Here is a 19,541-nt window from a genome sequence, read left to right as displayed (position 1 = left end):
TTCGCAACGACACTCAACCGTCCACCACTTCTAGTCAATGAAAAGTACGCATTCTTGCTTTTATTTACTTCAAATTTAAAAAAACGTATTCTTTCTATCTAGAGATAAATTTCTACAATCATCCTCTGTACAATTAAAAATTAATTTAATATTTACAACATTTATAATTATTTGCTTTTAATAAGTTCATTCTCATCTAATATGTAGCACTGGTTCTCATATATAGTCTTATCGTATGCACTTACCCCAGAAATACACAGCTTTTCTGACTTAATAGAGTTCTTAACTTCAAATTCTCTTTGTTCATCAACTATATAATTATCTGGAAAGTTTACAACTATTCCTACTTCAGGTAGATAGACTCCACCACAGATCGCACCACCACCACAGCTGTATGTAAAAACTAACTTATTGGAGTCAAAGTTAAAACCCGTTGCTAGGCCCTCTTTAATCGCATTTTCGACTATAGGGTCAATTCTTTCATTGTGCGTATTAACATCCATCGTTTCGCGACTTTGAGCAAAAAACGATATAATGAAACTTAATACTAACCAAATAAATTTATTCATTTCATCTCCTCTATTGCTTGGTTTAATGAGCGTTTCATTTCTTCTGGTAAAATATGGGCTTTATTGAGTCCATCACCTGAGTAGTATGATTCTCCACCTACAGCTATCCTTCCTTTTGATATTTTTCTTCCTCTCTCAACACCAGCTGAAGCAAACTCTTTTGCCCAATCATAGATGGCATCTTCAATTCTTCCCTTTCCTTTAAGGAATCGTATTATATTTGGCCTCTTCTTTGTAATCAAATACTCATCAAAAATCCTATCTTGTACTTCCGGAGAGAAAGTATCTGATGTATCAATACCTAAGTAATTTACAGCATCTTTGAGAGTGGTTGGAATTAACTGAAATCTCCCTGCCGCAAATATTTCTCTAGATTTTTGTTTTTCCATAACCTCTTTGATCGTCATTTGATCGAGGTTGGTGTTATAAAATGCCCTTAATTTAGGATAAGTTTGGTTATAAGCAGAGTAGTCATTCCTTGTTTCAACTTTCCCGATCAAATTTCCAAAAGTAGTATTGGCCCAGCGCTTAACACTTTTATTATTAACAAAAGGCCAATAATGCCAAAGACTCTTATCACTACCTAGTTGCAAGTCACCTTGTAAATCTTGCATCCATGAGAACTTATCTGCTCTTTCCAGTTCGAATTGCGAGAAAAGATCAAAGCTATCCATCACTTGATCGCGCCATGGGGAATTAAGGTAGTCTTCTTCAGTCACAAAACCGGCCGAGCACTTGATATCTAGAGCTTCCTTCGCGGTCTGATGGATTGATTCATAAAGACTTTGTGACGATTCTGTATGCCAATCTGTAGGATGTTTCACAATAAATCGCTCAAAGTGTTTACGTTTACCATCTAAGTATACTTTGGCATCACGGGCAGTGAACGAGGAAAAATCCGTTACTTGATCTTCTGTCACAGATTCAAGTAACTGCTGAATAAACGAATTACTCATATCAACGGCACCGCTACTGTCGGCTCCATCGAGAATGACCAGTGGATTTTCTTCCGCATTTTTGGGAGAAATCTGTTTTTTGAAAAATTCGGGCGGCTCATCAAAAGAGAACATCTCGATATGCACACGATTATCGTCTTTCTTAGTTCCTATTGCATCGTTGCTATATTCGTGTAGTCCCATGTAGCCGATATCTTCCCCAGCTGAAACCTTTATCCCGTCTTTAAATAAGATCGGGAGTAAAGAAACTACACTACCGTCCCTAATCATTGCCGCATTGTCCGACATCCACTTTGGTTCTGAAACTGGTTCTGATAGGACAGCAGAGGAATCTTCCAAAATGTCAAAGTCACTATTGAGACCCGAAGCAAACCAAACAATCTTGTTTAACATTGCTTTTTCTCCGCCACTTGGTGACTCGCCATTCTCTACCACACGGCACTTTATCATTTTGTATGTATTTTTGCCGATCTGGTATGGGTGGGTTTCCTTCTCTTCGGCATACAGGTATTCAAGTAATGTTCCTTTAGACATCGACTGCTTTTTTGCACCGGAATTAGTAGGCACATCACTGTGTTTGAAAGTGCGTACATTTCTCGCTTCTTGTAAACGGTAACGCGTAGTTATAGATGAATTGGCACCAATATCTGAAGGTGGCGCAAGGTGCATATAAAGTGTATAGAATTTAAAAACATCTTCACTATCTTCAGGGTTTTCTACCTCGTGTTCAATAAGCACAAAGTTATTACTGTATTTAAATTCTTGATCTTGGTAGGTGGCAACTTGATAATCGGAGTGAATCCGAAACGCTACAATTTTACCATCAAGCATCGCTTGAATAGGTCTGAGCCCTTTACCCCAAGGTAGCATTTTTGAAGTTAAGTGAACCCCACTATGCCAGCCGTAACCTTGCCCTATTAAATAACGTCCGCTCTTAGCTTGATCAAACAACTTAGTAAAATCACTGAGCGTATGGTACGCATCACCTTCTCGTTGCGCTATCGGGAAAACTGCATCCATAGTTTAGTATCCTAGTCTGAAAAGTTGTCATCAAAAATGACAAATGATGGACGGTTTAAGTTGTTTGACTTCGTGTAAACCACGGCATTTACACGACCAAGGTTAGTTGCAAAGCCTGATTGACCTGTGATGTTTACGACACTTCCTACGGCCATTGCCGAGATAGAGATTAGGGTGTCATTTTTGCTCTCGAAAATTTGGCTAATGACGTCTGGAAGTGCTTGTTTGAAGTGGTTAAGGGCTTTTTTATAACCGTTTATACCCTCTTCAACAGAACTCAGCGCTCTCGCAGAAGCCTGGCTTTGTATAAAATCTAATCGACCGATAATTTCACTATTTAGCTCATCGATGTATGAACAGATTTGATTGTTTATCAACGTCCACAGGACTAACTGCAAATAATTCACGGTATTCCCTGTCCCCAAAAGGCGAAGTTTCGCAAGTAGTTCATAAGGAGGCTCAAACACGTCCGCTTGATATAGAACCCTCAATATGTCGCCATTTTCGTGCACTTGTTCTAACAGTAGTTCAACTAGAGATTCGTACTTTTCCAATGAAGTCGTATCACTTTGAATATGGTAAAGTGCCGAGACATAAGCATCAGAAAAATCTTTTAAATGGTTTTGGCTAATCGCGTAGGGAGAAAGTATACGACTCTGCTCTAGCACGATATCTCTAAAGTCATCGTCACTAAAAGATGGAGACATCAAGATTCCCCAATCATTGGCAACGCCAACGCGATCCTCCCAAAATGGTGAACGACGACCTGCCACAAACGTACAAAAATCATTAGGATCAGCGTAAGTTTCCGTCGCAATATTTTCAGCTAAAGATTGATTCGGCGTATAAGAGTCTTGAGTTTCGCTAAGCACTAACTTGCATTCTTTTAAAGCAAGTCCACCAACAGATGCTTTTCCACTGGAATCTAAAGTTCCACTCCCAATGACAGCTCCAGAAGGTTCGGCTAAAGAGAATTGCGCATTAGAATAAGGCATACCGTTTGGATACTTACACTCTATATCCAGCGTATACGTCCCTTCCTGATCTTCCGTAACAGAAACCGATGGGTTTTGAGCGCCGCCCAAACACATAGTGTTGGCTTTGTTCATGGTCATTTGATCGGACAGGCGACATACGCCCTTGCCTTCAAACTTAACCGTTGGTGAGGCTGAAATGAATTTTGCTTCGGCTTCTATCGTGCCGGATGCAACGCCTTTTTTATCGCCGCCCGCATCACCGGTACTTTTTGAGAATGTACTGCCTTTGATTGCGACACTGTTACCACCATCCATAGAGATAGTCGTTGTGCCACCAGCAAGATCTGCTGATTTAGCATTGTTGCCATAAGGGATAGGAACGATCGGCTTGCCGACCTTCGTTAAACAAACATCTGGGAGCGTTGCATTCGCTTCACCACCTGAGCCTTTATGAACTACCGAAAGTCCATTTGCACCAACTGTTACGCCCATAACCAATCCATTTGAATTTTGTTGATTGAATAATAAAAGAGATCGCATATTGCAATCTCTCTAAATGACTAGTGAATTTCACTAAACCGCTAGTGATATTCACGATAAAGCTTAAAACTGGCAGAAGATCTCATTTCGAGATCTTCTGTTTATCGATACACTTCAAGCAATTGCTGAAACTTTAAATCTATAACGATGTAAGTCGCGGCATACATGATTGCGAAGGTAATCGCACTGACGCCTAAAATCAGCTTGGGTGAAATCACCCTTTTTAACGGTTTTTTGAGGTATTTGGCCTTAAGGTTAACCAGAGAGACTTTCTCTTGCTCCGCCAAACGTTCATCACGTACTAAGCGATAAATGGTATTGCCGATTTCTGCGAGCTTTTCGTTACCGCGCTCTTCGCGGCCATATTTGCCTTGAAAGCCAAGTTGAAGCAGCAAATACAAGAATTCGATGACCTGACGGTATTTGCGCGGGTCTGCTTTTAAACGCTCGAGAATAACGAAGAACTTATCGCCGCCAGATGTTTCGTTGTGGAACTCTGACAACAAACTGTTTTGGCTCCAATGGCTGTTAGCGCCCCACTCTTGTCGGCAAACCGATTCATCAATCGCAGCACACAAACAGTATCGGATGACCAAAATGGATGCGCGATCCAATTCCATTTCATTGAGCTTACGTTCGCCTTTTCTTATCTCGCGAGCCACTTGTTCACGGAACGGCATTGGGTCATCAAGCCAAGGAATTGAGGACATACAAGACAAACTGGCGATCAACCATGAGAATTGATCGACCAAAGGGTTGATGCCCATGTTTTCAATGTTTAAGTCTTGTACCGCGATGTTACGAGATAAGTCAGGCGCTGGCATCACCTCCATCGGTTTGCCAGGCTCTGGTTGGAATAAGACTACGGTGACGTCGGTTTCTGCATAACTCATAGACGAACAGCCCATAGTTGCAACGACAAGTTAGCAAAGTCGCCGGCTACGTGAACCGCTATCGCAGCAGTGTTTTTCAGTGCCGCCCACTCTTCGCCTGTCTTATCCAGTTCGAAGTAGGTGTAACCTGCGTGGTAAGGCAATGCTCGAGGTACGACTGGCATTGGTTTAATCTCGATGCCCGGCAGTTGAAGGTTAATCAAGTCACGAATGTTATCGATAGAACCGATCTTCGTTTGGCTAACAAACTGAGTATGTAGAACATCCAAAGTAACATCAGCTTTAACCGCAAGAATAAAGGTTGTGGTATCGATGATCTTGCTGTCTGGAATCGCTGCCGTTCTAATACCATAGTTTTGGTCTCTCAACGTCAGTGGGATTGCACGTTGCTCAGACATCACACTTAGTGTCATCTTCGCACTATCCAATGTACGCGATAGACAGCTGGTTAGGTCGCCATGGTTGTATTTGGTGAACTCGACTGGACGACGAGACGCTGAACACAAAGTCGAAAGCTCACCTTCCGCCTGAAGAAGAATGCGATAAAACGACTCAGGATGAACCCCTTCAGCGCTTGCAAAGTGCCAGAATAGCGGCTCGTATCGGTTTAGGGCTTGTAGCAGCATGAAATCAGAAACTGAAGATACGCCTTGCTGGTCAACCACACCTAAGCGCTGAACGATAGATTCTGCACGGTGTTTCAACATAGATGCGAATTCGGTGGCGAACTTGTTCAGTACGGTTGAAGCATGGATATCAATACAAGTCGGAATAAAGCTTTCATCCAAGATAACACTGCCGTCTGGCTTTACTTCTGAGATCTTTAGAATTGGAATCGATGTGTAAGCACTCTTATCTTCATGGTCATACATCAAACAGAAGTTAAGCTTACCCACTACGATGTTCGCCATATCTTCCGAATCATAACAAGCGTCAACCGCCTCTTGAGATTCCATCGTGTAACGTGCGCCGTCTTTCTTGGTACCGAATAGCTCAGAGCGCTCAGAAGGTAGCGGACAACAAAGGTAAACCACCTTGTCAGCAATCGAAGGATCAACGTCTTTCACTTCTGGAAGTTCGGCCAGCAGCGGCAACTCAAATGGCGTTCTGTCTTGAAGAATACCTTCAGCACGAGTGATACCAATTTTGCCCAACGCCAGCAGTTGCGAGTTAATCTCTAAACGCTTAATGCCCCAATGCAAAGGTGATGCATTTGCGCTCAACATGCTCGACAGTTTACTTTGCGAACGATCGAGTTGCTGAAAGTGCTGCGGCTTCATGAACATTCCATCTTGCCAAACAACTGGATTGTATAAAGACATGCTTTTATTCCTTAAAAGTAAACTTGTTCAATGCCGCGAGTGTTGTCAGAAATTAACTCACTGCCTTCTAACTTGAGTTTGATGTAGTACTCACTCTTCTCTTCAATCACTTCGACTTTACGCCAAGAAGAGCCGTCGATATCGCGAAACGCGACTGAGAATCCAACCGCACGGGTTGCTGGGTCAAGCTCCAAGAATTCGTGGATCTTTTCACCAGGCTGCATTTGGTATTCATAACGTTTGATGTATTCATCACCCAGTGATGCTTTATCGTTCTCAAACAAAGCGAAGAAGTCTAGGCTGCGAAATAACACGGGTGATGTCAGCTCATGAACTCGCAAAATAACTGGAGAGGATTGCCCACCTTCACGAACATTCAGAACCGAATACGCCTCGATCACTAATTCGATTGAGGACGTTTCTGGCGTAATACCTGTTGATTCTTTAAATTGCCCCCACATGGAACAACCGGATAGCAAAGCGCATCCGAGTAATATAGCTATACTACGCATGGCTTCCCTTAATCGCTTTGGTGTAGTTTTTCTTGATCAAGCCTTTCAATGACGTCTCATTCATTTGGCGACGGTTATTGGCGTAAAACTCAAGATACTCACCCCATAGCTTTGATTTGGTGGTGAACATGGATTTACTTGCGACGACGTTTGCAAACGTGACAGGGTCATTCGTCTCTGATTGTTCAATCAGCAACTCATTGAGAGCCTTGTTAAAAATAATTTGATGATCGTTGAGCTCATCCAACATTTGCTCCACCAATTCATTCGGAGACAGCAAGTTTTGGCTATTTAGCGTCAACATCAGCTCCGCTAAGTTTGAATCCGCTTCACTTAAACCCTGTTCACCTTTGAGTGACTCAACTTCATGCAGGTCTTTTTGCAGGTTATCGATACATAAACGAAGACATGTACCCATCTGTTTAAACAGCAGAGCTTCGTTACTGATCAGATCTGGGTTGCTAATGCCTAAACCTTCATAAAATGCCTTACCAATATCGGAAGAATGCGCAGAGCTCTCAGTCCCTAGAGGATCATTGCTTACAAAGCCGACTTGGTTCTCTGTCGCTTTCGTTTCTGTCTGAGTAGGTTGTGCTGATGGAATAAAAGCTTGTGTTACCTCTTCCCATTTCTGACCAACAGGCTCTGCTCTTTGAGCAACATTTGATGTCGCGTGATCAAGTGGTGTTTGATATTGAGGCTGTTGAGGCTGGATAACCTCTGGTTCCACCCTACTAGTTTGAGGTAGAACGGCTTCCGTTTGCGCAAAATCTTCTGGAATGAACGCCGCTTGCTTAGTTTGTTCTGCCGCGGGTTCGACAGATGCTTTACTCGTGGCAGCGCCGCCCAACCAATCTTCTGGGATTAAGTTTGGAATATCGAACTCAGAATGGATGCTGAAGCTGTCATCAACGACTTGTCGCGTGTTTTCGACTGGCTTAGCCTTTGCAGGCTCAGGCTTTTCGACATCGCGGATAAGATGGTCGTCTTCACGCTGCATCGAAAACTTTAGATGCGCAATAGGATCGTCAGTATTGACATCATCTTGCTTGGTCTCCATGAACAAGTCTTCTAATGCACCGACTTTTTCTTCCTCTTCTACAACCGCCTCACCGAGATTGACGAGTGGATCATTCGATACACGTTCTGGCGCAATGTCAGAAGCAATATCTTGCGCTGCTGTGACATGCTCTAGCGAAACACCAATTTCGTATTGACCCAGAGAAATCACATCGCCATCAACGATGGACACAGGTTGGTTCTTTAGTATTTTGTTACCATTCACCATTGTACCGTTGGTTGACACATCGCTGATGTAGTACGTATCTCCGTATACACTGATCAGACAGTGTGTGCCAGAGATGAAACGGTTATGATCAACTAAAGGCAGTGTACAGCTCGACGCTCGACCGACTGAACCACCACCCTCTGGCATTTCAACATGCTTCGCGCCCGTATATTCCTCCGGGCACTTTGAAATGAATAGGACTAGCTGATGTGTTTGCATTGCTAAACCTTAAAATAATAGAGAAACAGACAGCTCTAACCCACCAATTCCATCATTGACTACTGGAAGAATGTAGGAAGCTTGAGGGATGATTTGGATGTGTGCATCTGGATTACTGCCAAGTTTGATTGCAGTGCCAAGCGTGACTACCGCGCCAAGTTCAAACTGGTCGATATCTTCAATCGCTTCGTAACGAAAGCCGTCTGGGTCTACCTTCCAGCGGTTGGAGTATTGAGAGTAACCTAGTGACAAACCAGCACCGATGTAAGGAGTAAAGATGCTCCAAGAGCTCAATGCGTATTGTGGGACAACACGGAACTCGTAGTTGGTCACTTCTTGATACACGCCATTTGAAGGTGCATCAACATCTTCTGCAAGGTAGTTCAAGCCAAGCCACCAGCGCCAGCGGTTGTTGTTCTCATCAATAGGGCGAGTGTGTACCAGTCCGTATCGCAGTGTATCTACGTCACCACTAGAACCTTCGTCATAGTCAATACTTTCAATCGTTAGCATATTGACTGAGCCGCCGTATCGTTCCCCTTTAGCAACCGCAAAAGTAGAAAATAGGCACATGGCTGAGATTAGCCCAACTTGACTTGGTTTTAGCATTTCGTCCCTCTTGGAAAGCCTTGTAATAATATTCAGGGGCGAAAGATATCAAGTCTCTTTTCTTTTTCAATATGGTAAAAAATAGCGCCATCAAATAAGGCAATTCACCTACAAATAAAAGCAATTTAACTAGCGTTATATTCATTTAAACGGTTGACTCTATTCCATCAAAAAATCAGAAAATTAATCACACCTCCTAAATTAGACTCAACTTAATTAGAAACGCATACATTCGTACTGTGAAAACGATCTCCAAATTTCCATCACCATAGACTATACAAGCGGTAACTAATCAAGGTAGTCTTAATTTTAATAATATGACGTCACTTCAGACATTTAGATACATTAATAACTGATAAAAATATTAAAAAATGTATTAACCTGCAACATTTTCTCAATTATTGGAATGCACATCACTTTGTGTAGTGCCAAAAAAATCAGCATAAAACCTCAATTTTGTGAACGCATGTCACACTAAATCAAATTATATTGATTTAGATATTATTTATTATTCTATTTCTTTCTTTTGCCTATAAAATCCATAAAAAAAAAGATGATAGTCCCGTCTTTATAATTAAAGAGCCGGCTGACTACCCTTCATATATCAGTGGAATTGGAAAATATGTTTTTCAGCGACTTCGCTAGAAGGCCGATCGATGAAAGTAATCCAAGCGGCTCAAACCCTAATGGCTTAGATGATTTTGACGAAATTAAGCGCCAAATAAATAACCTTAATAAAGTGACTGGTCGAGTATCATGGAAAACGATTCAAACACTTTCTAAGAAAATTCTCAGTACTCAGGGGAAAGATTTTCGTTGTAGTTGCTATTTTACCGTGGCGGCTACGCACAACGATGGCTTGAAAGGCTTGGTGGAAGGCTTGAACTCACTGCTCGACTTATGTGTTGTGTATTGGTACACCGCCTACCCAGAGCACGCGAAGGCCAATGCACGTATCAGTGCCATCGAGTGGATGGTCGAATACACTGAGAAGCGAATTAAAAAGCATCGAGCCTTACTAGAAGAGCTCCCGCTTATTGAAGCGGCGCATCAACTGTGTTTACGCATCGAAGAAGAACTGCGCCTACATTATGGGATTAAAGCGCCATCATTCGGTCGCATTCGTCGTATATTGAACCAATGGATTGAAGAGATTAAAGAAACAAAAGCAAAGGAAGCCAAAGCATTAGAAGTCAAACAAGCGAAGCCAGAAACACCATCGAACCCAGGTGGCATCCAAGTCAATATTGCGCCACCACCAAAAACAGAAACCAAGCCGACGCCTCAGCCGCAAGTAAAAGAAGCGCCTAAGTCCAGCCGCGCGGTTGTATTTTCTGTTATTGGATTGCTTGTCGTTGCATTTGCTTCCCATTTTGTTTACAAGCAGCACAAATACCAGACTCTGAAAGATGACATTGAACACTCGTCACTAAAACAGCTAGCAGCAATCGTCGATTCATTGAGCGTTGAGAACAAAGAACACCGCATCGCTTTACGTTCTGCGACGGTCGAACGCCTTGATACATTAATGACCGATTGGGCAATCGATCCTGTAAAAGTCAGCGAGGTGAATACCATTGATGAGCTTACTAGTGAATTGACGGAGATCTACCCGGATTCATCATCTGCTCAGCAACTTCGAGAGAATTTTTTAGACCAACGTTCTCGTTTCGAAAATGAATTCGATGTCATATACAAACGCTTTGCCTATGCTAGGACGGTATTTGCCAACGTAGCGAAACAGAACACCGACAAGGACTCGAAGAAAGCGTATGAATACAGCAATTCGCTGTTCCCACTTCTTGGGCGGATTGAGTACGCAGAAAAGAATGCGCAGCAAAAGGAAATTGAACGCTCCCTCCTTTTACTGAACACCTACCTATATAAGATTAACCAGTTGCAAACTGCAACAAACGACAATAAATAACAATACAAGTAAAGAAACTATAGGCTTATGTTCAAACAAAAAATACTAAGAAACCCGATTGTGGTTTCTACCATAGTGGCTTTGCTATTAGCCGCGATATTTGCAGCAGTGTATTTATTCTTACTTGAAGATTCAGATAAGCTATATCTATGGATTGGCCTTGGCGTCATTTCTGCATTTTATCTTATATTCCAGTTGTCACTATGGTTTAAGAAAAAGAACAACTCGAAAGCCCAACGTTTGGAAACCGAGGAAGAAGCCCTTTCTATGGTTATCCGCCCTCTTCTTTCTCATTCAGGCAAGAAACCAATCTACCTAATGATTGGTAATAAGGGGTCTGGCCGACGTCAATTTTTGTTTAATTCAAGCGCAATTAAACCAATGGATCGTTCTCGCACTGCAAAAAACGATTTCTTTGAATGGTATGAATCTGACGGTGCGGTTTATGTAAAACCAGACCAACGCCTCGTATTCCAAGAAGTATCCAGTAGCGATGCTTCATTGTGGAACACGTTTGTTGATGAAGTTATTCGTCACCGTCCAAGAAAACCGTTTTCTGGCTGTTTATTTTTTACTGACTTTGAGTTCATGATCGTCTCAGAACCGGAGCAAAAAGATTACACCATTACCGCACTATTGCAGCGCCTAAGTTCTATTAGCGAAAAAACATCATCGGCACTACCAGTTTATTTGATGATGTCTAAGCTTGATAAGTTGGACGGTTTCAAGGAGTACGTACATTTCAGTTCTCTGAAAACTCGTGTGGAGTTCCTTTCTATTCCTCTTAAAGAAGCGAAAGGCGTCATCACTGAGTACTACCGAGATGGTTACCGTAATCTGGTGAAAGTACTGGAAAGCAATGCTCTGGACGCTTCTGCAAATTCGACAGACATCGATGAAAAGCAAGCAATTCTGTCATTTCCGAAACAGTTCGAGCTTTGCCAAGCAGAAATCAGTTACGTTCTTGAACGTCTTTGCGATGCGAACAGCGGCGCTTACTCGCTCGACATTCGTGAGATCTTCTTCTGCTCTAGCTTACAAGGTGGTCGTAAATACAACCTGTTAGCAAAAAGCTGCAGCAATTACTTTAATCTGCCGATCATTGCTTCAGAGCACACGCAGTTGACAGAAACGCCTTACTTCTCTCGCTTCCTAATTGACTCTCAGATTTTACCTGAGAGCGACTTTGCGGGTGAAAATAAAACGTATCTACGCTTAATCCAACGTCAAAGTCATTTGGCCATGTTAGCGTCCGTGATCTTGTTGGCTGGCGGTACCTACTTCTTTGTTACCACACTAGACAGTAACTTGCGTGTGATTAACCAATTGCTTGGTATTGATGACAACGGTCAGGTTGAACAAGAAGCAAGCTTCAATCAGCTTCTCGTAAACGCCACTCGCGCTATTCAACCTTCGTACAGTGCATGGCTAGAAGGCTCTCGAGCTCTAGATGAAGAAGTACTTCCACTGAACATTAGCCGCTTGGACCAAAGCACACGTCTGGCTTACGAAGCACTGCTTAAAGAAGTGGCACAACAGCTTATGCCCGTTGTGGAGAGAGGTTACCGTCTAGAGTTGACGCACAACCAACATGACGTTGCCGCGACACTGCCATTGCTAAAAGGCTACTTGATGCTGAACGATCGCTCAAAGCGTGACATTCAGTTCCTACGTCGCCAGACCTTGCAAACCCTTAATGATTTGAGCGACAAGCCGGATGTCGTAAACCAGGCAATGCGCTATTTAGACGCTTATTTCCGCACTCAGTTTGCGCCTGTTGATATCAATATGGACATTGTTCGTGCCACTCGCCGTTCATTACTGGCGAACTCTAACGTCGACCTTGTTTATGCGGGTATTTTGAATCAAGCCGATGCTATCGACCTTGGTACGCTAGATCTTCAACGCGCTGTTGGCTTTGAGTTCAACAACGTGTTTAACGAACCGCTAGACGACAACCGCTTAGTGATTGACAAAGTCTACACGTCCACTGGCTTTAGCACCTTCTATCGCCCTCGTGTGGACCTGATGTCACAGCAAGTTATCAGCGATAACTGGGTTCTTGGCTTGTCTAATCACGTGATCCCTACGAAACAAGAGCAGGATAAGTTTAAAACTCAGGTACGTAAGAAGTACACCGATGACTACATCAACTACTGGCGTAATGCACTGAGTGAACTGAAAGTACAGCACTACAGCAATGTGGGAGACTTAACGAATGCAATCGACCTGATTTCTGGTCCGTCTTCTCCGATGACCACGGTATTAAAACAAGTGTACGCGAACACCCAGTTTTCTCCGGTTGGTGAAAAGAATGCATTAATTGCCAATGTAAACCCTAAGCTAGCGGAAGTTGCAGATACGGCCTCAGAAGCAGTAGAAGAAGCCGTACAGCCAGATTACTTACTGATGAAGCGTGTTGAGCAAGCCTTCCACTTGTTAAACCAACTTCAAGTCAGTGAGACACCTAACTCCCCGACTCCATGGGATGAAACCATTGCAGCATTAAGCCGTGTTCGTACTTACATGAAAGACATCGCTGATGCGCCAGATCCACAAATGGCCGCACTTGCAGCAGCGCAGCACCGCATGAACAGTACAGAAGCGGATCCGCTTATCAAACTGAAGCAGATTGCGCAGAAGTCTCCAGAGCCAGTGCGTAGCTGGTTACTTGATGTGGTACAGCAAAGCTGGTCAGTGATGATTGCTGAGTCAGCAAAAGGCATTCAAACCCAATGGTACAGCGAGATTTACACCAAGTTTAAAGAGCTAGGGCTTGGCAAATACCCATTTGATCTGAACGCGACAGAAGAGATTTCGATTGAAGACTTCGAGCTGTTGTTCGCATCAGGTGGTTTATTAGATACGTTTATTCAGAAGAACTTCGCACCGTTCTACGATACAAACTTGTGGACACCAAAGCAGGTAGATGGCGAGACAATGCCTCTTTCGCCTGCCCTATTGGTGCAATTGCGCAATTACAACGTTATCCGTGATACGTTGATCAACAAGAGCACAAACCGAGTTTATATCCCGTTCAGCGCGAAAGTATTAGACCTTGATTCCAGTGCTATCCGAGCCAGTCTGAAAATTTCAGACACGGATATCAACTACTATCATGGTCCGAGCCGAATTCGTGAGATGGAGTGGCCGCCGCAGAACGGTGACTTCAACATTAGTATCACGATCCAAGATGTGACAGACGAGGGCAAACAGCACGTTCTTAATAAGAGTGGTCAGTGGGCGATATACAGATTGCTAGGTGATTCGACCCTGACAAACACTCATAACGGTAGCTTCGTCAGTGACATAAAAGTGTCTGGAAGGGACTTGAGCCTTCGTATCACTCCTTTGACACAGAAAAACCCATTCACTCTTGCCGAGCTGTATAACTTTACACTCCCTGAGTCGATTTAATAACAATATAAAAACCAGAATAGGCAGAACAAATGATTTCGAACATGACTTTACAAGGCTTAGACAAGTTAGACCGCAAAATACTATCCAGTCTGTTATCTAACGGACGAGAGTCGATTGCGAATCTATCACGAAATATCGGTTTGTCTCGTACTGCTGTTGCAGAAAGAATCAATAGGTTGGAAAAGACAGGGATCATCAAGGGCTACACTGCTCAGATCCGTGTTGAAAATGAGGGTCGCAAAGCTGCCAGCTATCTGCTGATCTCTTGTGAAAAGGGCAAGAAAAATGAAGTAACGAACGCCCTTAAAGAGATTCCAGAGGTACGATTGACCAGCGTTGTGGGGGGTAGCTTCGACATTATTGCTCTCATCGAAGCACCTGACTTGCAGTCTATTCACCACCTATGTAATGAAATTGAATCTTTTAGCGGAATTCAGAAACTCGACACAACAGTGGTACTCCACCAACCAATTAGTCGATAAGTTTTTTAGGTTCCCGCCGAACGTTCTTTTCAGACTAAAAAGCCGCGAGTCAATCGCGGCTTTTTTGTACTTCAATTTTCGAATTCCTGGCAGCCAATGCTATATGCTACCAATCAAACGTATCTTGGCATCTTTCTCACCTGGGTTACCAAGCCAAAAGGTTTGACCCAACTGATTCCCTTCCCCATTACCCAACTGATTCTCTGGGATAGAATCGAGATTCACAGTTAGCTTAAGGTCCCAAGACATCGGGTCGCGTAGAATAAAACGCATCAATCCCACCAGCGTCTTGTGCAGCTCGCCATCGTAGGAAAATTGCCTAAACGTCTCAAAATCAATGTTGTCGATGCACAAGTTAAATTTGCCGTTCAAATCCGCAATACTTTGCCCCAAATGTAAGGTCTGCCCTAATACACAGTTGGCACGGTTAAGCTTGTTGCGTTGACTTTCTGCAATGTCTACTCGTCGATACACCCACTCTTCGATTCGTACACTCGGTAGCGAGAAGTAATGGGAAACAATACCGGAAATCAGCTTAGGAGATCGTGTGCGGGTAGACAGCTGGTTAACATAAGAGAGGATCTTTGCTCGATCTAACTCCGCGACATCGCAATCTTGCATGACATCAGACAGGCCGGCCAAATGCAGGATCCGCCCTGAGAATGCGTCACTTGCGCCGCTTTGGTACTGCACGTGATAACGGTATTTCTTCCAGACACGGTACAGCAAGCTAGTGTAACGATTGTGGAAGAAATCAAAGAAGTCTTTTACCGGGTTATCATCTGGGTCACGACCAGCAAGCTTTTCGGTATACGACGCTGGCAATGGCGAACTTGACCCATGTAAACCTAAAAAGTTCGTCTCGACGCGCGAATACTGTTGCCCATTTCTTTCCATGTGAGTGATAAATTCCATATCACTCTTTGGAAAAGCCATACTCGGCGAGACACTAAACTCTATGCGCTCTTGGTGGAAGTACTTGTTCTCACCAACCGCGACAAAGTTAGAATTTGGCTCTAGCTGGTAGTGCTTCTCAAGCAACAATACCGCTTGATAGAAGCTGAACTCATACGACTTGTCAGTAAGTGTTGTAATCATAGAATCGTCTGCTGTCCAATCAGGCTTGCCCAGTTGTACACTTCACCTGTCGCTTCATCAAACACCTCCAATTCAGTAAAGGAGTTCACACTCGAATACAAACGGATGAATTCATTGAGTACGGTTGCCATCAGGAACATATCGCCTTCATTTACGAAGAACTTCGAATTGGTCACCAGCTTAAATTGGTTACCACGTACAGATACGCCACGGAACACGCGGTCAATCGGTTTCATCTCAGACGAAACAATACCATCGAGTCGGTGTATCGACGCACGATGAGCTTGTCTATCGACACGAGAGTGGAAGTCGTATGTCGAGAGCAGTACTTTCAACACATCAATGTTCGCCAGTGACAAATAGTTAAGTGACATATTGGCGATCAGCTGCCACTGAAGCTCGCCGTTCACCTGTGGGCTCACCGATTGTGTCGGCTTGGTGATGTTTTTAAATGTCGCATACGTCGGCGATTTGTGGGTCGCATAAGTAATGTCGCCCACTGAAAGGCGTTCAGCTAGATCGGCGTTGCTGCATTGCAGTTTCATCAGTACGGTTTCTGTACCTAAATCCGCAATATCACCATTATGCGTATGGAACGAAATATAGCGCTCTAACCCTCTTCCGCTTACTCGCTCGCCGACTTTTGATTTGTAGAACTCTCGCTTATCACGCTGGTTAATTTGGTGCTCAAACGATTCGAATTCGATCAATGGTTTACGGCGACGCTCGTCTTTGCTCCAACTCTCGACCTGCTCAATTCCGTAGACTTCATAGTGGTCTTGAGTATTGCTTTGAGGGCGTACTTTGTATTCATTGCGACGATGCTCCAAACGAATTGGATCGCCATCTTTTTCAAATAAGTTCACAGCAGGGGTACAATGCAGCCTGAAGTGTTTATCTTTAAGCACAACCTCTGATGGCAATGCGCGCTTAAAGAAGAATTTCACTTTCACTGTACTGCGCTGAGGAATGCCTTTTAACCACTCTAGACCTTGAATATCGAAGAACATGAACTTCTCAGGCAAAGAGAAAAACTCTTGCAACAAGCGGTATCCTGCGAAAGAGTTTTTGCTATAAGGCAGCAGCGCTTCGTCTTCTTCATGCCCTACCGGCTTGACATATTCTGGCCCCAAGCGATGTTTGTAGCCGCCACCGACATCCAGCTCCACGTAATCCAAGTAGCGGAACAGCCAGAGAAACACAGTGCGAGTAACATAAATTTCACCATGCAAGTGCAAACGCAACGTATCTAAACCAATTCGAGACAGCTCTAGACCATGCTCCGTCGACAACGTTACATCAACCGCTGAACTGGTGCGGCTGTTGGTTTGTTCAATATTGGTTATCGTGATTGGGTATAGGTTCACATCGTAGCAAGTGCGGAAAAGGCATTGCGTGCCCTCGACTTGCTCACTGGCCATTTCTGCACCACGTTTTACCACCGTTTTCTCAGTAACACTTCCGGTATGCGGTTTTAGCTCACTGATGCACAAAGACGGAATTGAACGCATGTAATGCGGCCACAGCAAAGTCATCAGAGATTGCGTCAGTTCTGGCAGTTCGTCGTCGATCTTCTCTCGAATACGCCCAGTCAGAAAAGCGAAACCTTCCAGCAGTCGCTCGACGTCTGGGTCGAAGGTTCCTTCAGAGAGAAAGTGAGTTAACTTCGGATGATATTTGGCAAACTCACTACCCGACTCGCGCAAATACGTGAGTTCATCTTGAAAGTATTTACTGTTACTCAAGTGGCACCTACTAAACGTTAAATTGGCCGTCGGTTCCCATGTAGACATCGATCGACATTGGGACTTTACCGCCGTTATGGGAAACTTCGCCGCGAATACCAAAGCCGAGTTGTAATGGGTTATGGTGGTCTTCACGGTAATGAACCTCGACATTCAGCAGTCGCGGTTCAAAGCGTTCTATGGTTGATGTGATGTTTTGTTGAATGTGACGAACGAGGTTCGTGTTATTGGAAAGCACGTCGTTAAAATCTGGCAGGCCATATTCATTGTCGATCATTGCATTACCAGAGTGGGTATTCAGCAAATCAGCGAGGTGAGAGTGTATGGATTCGATCAAATGCTTATGAGACACTACTTTCTCGTAGCAATTTTTTGGCTCACCCAACTCAATTCGCTCTAAAAGACGATAACCTTTTTCCATGTTCGGTCCTACGAAAAAAGCAGCCAGTCTTCACTGGCTGCTTGATGGTTTCAGTAATGGGTTACTGGTCTAGTTTACCCACTAGAGACAAGTCGAAGCTTGCGCCCATGTACTTGAAGTGAGGACGGACAGACATTGATACTTTGTACCAGCCTGGATCGCCTTCTACGTCTGATACCTCAACCTTAGCAGCACGCAGTGGACGACGCCCACGAACTTCCGCTGGCGGGTTTTCCTGATCAGAAACGTATTGACGGATCCACTTGTTCAGTTCGATTTCTAGGTCAGAACGCTCTTTCCAAGAACCGATTTGCTCACGCTGTAGCACTTTGATGTAGTGTGCCAGACGGTTGATGATGAACATGTAAGGAAGCTGAGTACCTAGCTTGTAGTTCATCTCTGCTTGTTTGCCTTCTGGCGTGTTCGCAAACACTTTTGGCTTTTGAACAGAGTTAGCAGAGAAGAATGCCGCGTTGTCAGAACCTTTACGCATGGTTAGAGCAATAAAGCCCTCTTCTGCTAGTTCGTACTCACGACGGTCAGAAACAAGGATCTCAGTTGGGATCTTAGTTTCAATTTGACCCATTGCTTCAAAGTTGTAAACCGGCAGGTCTTGAACTGCACCACCACTTTGAGGACCAATGATGTTTGGACACCAACGGTACTTAGCAAATGACTCACTTATCTTAGAAGCCATTGCGTACGCAGAGTTACCCCATAGGTAGTTATCGTGGCCATCTGTAACTTGCTCATCGTAGTCAAACGCCTTAATTGGGTTATCTTCTACTGAGTAAGGCGTACGTAGCATAAAGCGAGACGTACATAGACCTAGGTAACGTGCATCTTCGTGTTCACGTAGACCGCGCCATTTCGCGTATTGTGGGCCTTCGAATACTGACTTAAGGTCTTTCAGGTTTGGTAGCTCTTCGTAGCTATCTAGACCAAAGAACTTAGCCGAAGCAGACGTGATGAAAGGTGCATGAGACATTGCACCCACGTTCGCCATGTATTCCATCAACTTAATATCTGGAGAGGACGCTGACATCGCGAAATCACAGATAACAGCACCAACTGGTTTACCACCAAATTGACCGTATTCACGTGTGTAGATCTGTTTGTAAAGACCAGACTTCACCACTTCTGGAGCGTCTTCGAAGTCATCAAGTACTTCATCTTTCTTCGCAGAAATCAGTTCAATTTGAATGTTCTCACGGAAGTCAGTGTGATCAACAAGGTACTTAAGACCACGCCACGTTGACTCAATCGCTTGAACTTCTTCGCTGTGAAGAATCGCATCAACTTGCTTAGACAGTTTTTGATCGATTTCAGAGATCATTAGGTCAACCAAAGATTGGTCTACTTTCTCTGTGTTCGAGCTGCTTAGTAGCTCACTGATGAACGCTTCTACGCCGCGTTTTGCAACGTCAAAACCTTCATCACTTGGCTTTAAACGAGTTTCGTTAAGAATGCTATCCAGAAGTGAGCCTGATTCAACTAAGGCTGCTTCTTGTTCTGGAGCTTGTGCTTCTGCAGACATGATATC

Annotated in this window: 14 protein-coding genes and 1 pseudogene; 3 read left to right on the top strand and 12 right to left on the bottom strand. The window is 43.8% G+C overall.

Annotation, left to right across the window (positions count from 1 at the left end):
• Positions 1-167: 167 nt before the first annotated feature.
• The 8 genes and pseudogenes from A8140_RS17780 to A8140_RS17745 all read right to left on the bottom strand — a co-directional run bounded on the left by A8140_RS17780 (position 168) and on the right by A8140_RS17745 (position 8,905).
• On the bottom strand, positions 168-569 hold the full coding sequence (locus A8140_RS17780; RefSeq protein ID WP_005532455.1) for a hypothetical protein: 402 nt from the start codon (positions 567-569) through the stop codon (positions 168-170).
• Positions 566-2,545, bottom strand: coding sequence for a lysozyme family protein (locus A8140_RS17775; protein WP_005532457.1), 1,980 nt, complete (start codon positions 2,543-2,545; stop codon positions 566-568). The genes A8140_RS17780 and A8140_RS17775 overlap by 4 nt, the downstream gene beginning before the upstream one ends.
• A gap of 910 nt (positions 2,546-3,455) precedes the next feature.
• Positions 3,456-4,014 (bottom strand): annotated as a pseudogene (locus tag A8140_RS26015) (DUF4150 domain-containing protein); the annotation flags it as partial.
• 149 nt (positions 4,015-4,163) lie between these two features.
• Positions 4,164-4,955, bottom strand: coding sequence for a type IVB secretion system protein IcmH/DotU (gene icmH, locus A8140_RS17765; RefSeq protein ID WP_005532459.1), 792 nt, complete (start codon positions 4,953-4,955; stop codon positions 4,164-4,166).
• Positions 4,952-6,277, bottom strand: coding sequence for a type VI secretion system baseplate subunit TssK (tssK, locus tag A8140_RS17760; protein ID WP_005426887.1), 1,326 nt, complete (start codon positions 6,275-6,277; stop codon positions 4,952-4,954). Before tssK ends, icmH begins: the two co-directional genes overlap by 4 nt.
• Before the next feature lie 11 nt (positions 6,278-6,288).
• Positions 6,289-6,789 (bottom strand): type VI secretion system lipoprotein TssJ, encoded by a 501-nt coding sequence (tssJ, locus tag A8140_RS17755; RefSeq protein WP_080619530.1) that lies wholly within the window; start codon positions 6,787-6,789, stop codon positions 6,289-6,291.
• Complete coding sequence (locus tag A8140_RS17750) at positions 6,782-8,296, bottom strand: FHA domain-containing protein (RefSeq protein WP_005532461.1); 1,515 nt, start codon at positions 8,294-8,296, stop codon at positions 6,782-6,784. The genes tssJ and A8140_RS17750 overlap by 8 nt, the downstream gene beginning before the upstream one ends.
• A gap of 9 nt (positions 8,297-8,305) precedes the next feature.
• Positions 8,306-8,905, bottom strand: coding sequence for a hypothetical protein (locus A8140_RS17745; RefSeq protein WP_005426726.1), 600 nt, complete (start codon positions 8,903-8,905; stop codon positions 8,306-8,308).
• 622 nt (positions 8,906-9,527) lie between these two features.
• On the opposite strand from A8140_RS17745, the gene A8140_RS17740 reads away from it, so the two are divergent.
• Genes A8140_RS17740 through A8140_RS17730 form a run of 3 tightly spaced genes read left to right on the top strand, consistent with a single transcriptional unit; the run spans position 9,528 to position 14,734 of the window.
• Positions 9,528-10,832, top strand: coding sequence for a type VI secretion system ImpA family N-terminal domain-containing protein (locus tag A8140_RS17740; protein WP_005532462.1), 1,305 nt, complete (start codon positions 9,528-9,530; stop codon positions 10,830-10,832).
• Between the two features lie 27 nt (positions 10,833-10,859).
• Positions 10,860-14,249: a type VI secretion system membrane subunit TssM gene (gene tssM / locus A8140_RS17735; protein ID WP_005532464.1), complete on the top strand. Its 3,390-nt coding sequence runs from the start codon at positions 10,860-10,862 to the stop codon at positions 14,247-14,249.
• A 32-nt stretch (positions 14,250-14,281) separates the two neighbouring features.
• On the top strand, positions 14,282-14,734 hold the full coding sequence (locus A8140_RS17730) for an Lrp/AsnC family transcriptional regulator (protein WP_005427005.1): 453 nt from the start codon (positions 14,282-14,284) through the stop codon (positions 14,732-14,734).
• A gap of 99 nt (positions 14,735-14,833) precedes the next feature.
• On the opposite strand, the gene tssG is transcribed toward A8140_RS17730, so the two are convergent.
• The 4 genes from tssG to tssC all read right to left on the bottom strand — a co-directional run bounded on the left by tssG (position 14,834) and on the right by tssC (position 19,535).
• Entirely contained in the window at positions 14,834-15,832 is a 999-nt protein-coding gene (gene tssG, locus A8140_RS17725) for a type VI secretion system baseplate subunit TssG (RefSeq protein WP_005532465.1), read from the bottom strand.
• A complete protein-coding gene (tssF, locus tag A8140_RS17720; RefSeq protein WP_005532466.1) occupies positions 15,829-17,577 on the bottom strand; it encodes a type VI secretion system baseplate subunit TssF in 1,749 nt (582 codons plus the stop codon). The genes tssG and tssF overlap by 4 nt, the downstream gene beginning before the upstream one ends.
• Positions 17,578-17,587: 10 nt before the next feature.
• Positions 17,588-17,998, bottom strand: a complete 411-nt coding sequence (tssE, locus tag A8140_RS17715; RefSeq protein WP_005532467.1) for a type VI secretion system baseplate subunit TssE — start codon at positions 17,996-17,998, stop codon at positions 17,588-17,590.
• A 61-nt stretch (positions 17,999-18,059) separates the two neighbouring features.
• Positions 18,060-19,535: a type VI secretion system contractile sheath large subunit gene (gene tssC / locus A8140_RS17710; RefSeq protein WP_005532468.1), complete on the bottom strand. Its 1,476-nt coding sequence runs from the start codon at positions 19,533-19,535 to the stop codon at positions 18,060-18,062.
• Positions 19,536-19,541: the final 6 nt, after the last annotated feature.

This window comes from Vibrio campbellii CAIM 519 = NBRC 15631 = ATCC 25920, from assembly GCF_002163755.1.
GTDB lineage: Bacteria > Pseudomonadota > Gammaproteobacteria > Enterobacterales > Vibrionaceae > Vibrio > Vibrio campbellii.
This window is presented reverse-complemented; position numbering and strand designations above follow the sequence as displayed.